Below are 512 nucleotides of genomic sequence, written 5' to 3' on the forward strand. Positions count from 1 at the left end.
ATATCGGACGTTGGCTGGTCATATTCATCCGCGACAGCCGGACCGCTATAACCGCACTCGTCACCGCGATAGGTCCAGGTGCAGGTGTTGGCCAGCATGATACGTCCCGGAAAAACAGCGCCATCCGTTTCCGTCGGCGTGGACAGTACAAAGGAGGCACTCACCGCGCTCAGTTCGCTGCACTGCTCAATGCGCCAGCGGCTGATCACCTCCTGCTCCGGATCGGCGTAACTGTTTCCGTTGACGAAGTTCACCGCATCCAGAAAACGGGCGTAAACCTTACGCCGGACCACCGTTCCGCCGACCAGACTCTGCATATCTTCCGCCATCCCGGTGACCATACCGTACAGGTTAGAAACCGTCAGCGTGGGGCGCGTACTGGTGCCTTTGCCATTCAGTTCAAAACCGCTCCCCTGAATGGGATACGGCTGATACTGTCGCCCCTGCCAGGTGACCGGCTCACCTTTTTCGTTCTGCTCATTACAGAAAAAATAACGTTCTCCACCGACCTC

At 57.2% G+C, this 512-nt stretch carries 1 protein-coding gene; it reads right to left on the reverse strand.

All coding sequences use genetic code 11. The annotated features are described in order from the left end of the window. On the reverse strand, positions 1 to 512 hold a 512-nt coding region (locus EDI28_RS26350; RefSeq protein WP_128786720.1), incomplete at both ends, for a phage minor tail protein L.

Origin of the sequence: Photobacterium chitinilyticum (assembly GCF_004104355.1) — a bacterium.
In the GTDB taxonomy this organism is placed as follows: Bacteria; Pseudomonadota; Gammaproteobacteria; order Enterobacterales; family Vibrionaceae; genus Photobacterium; species Photobacterium chitinilyticum.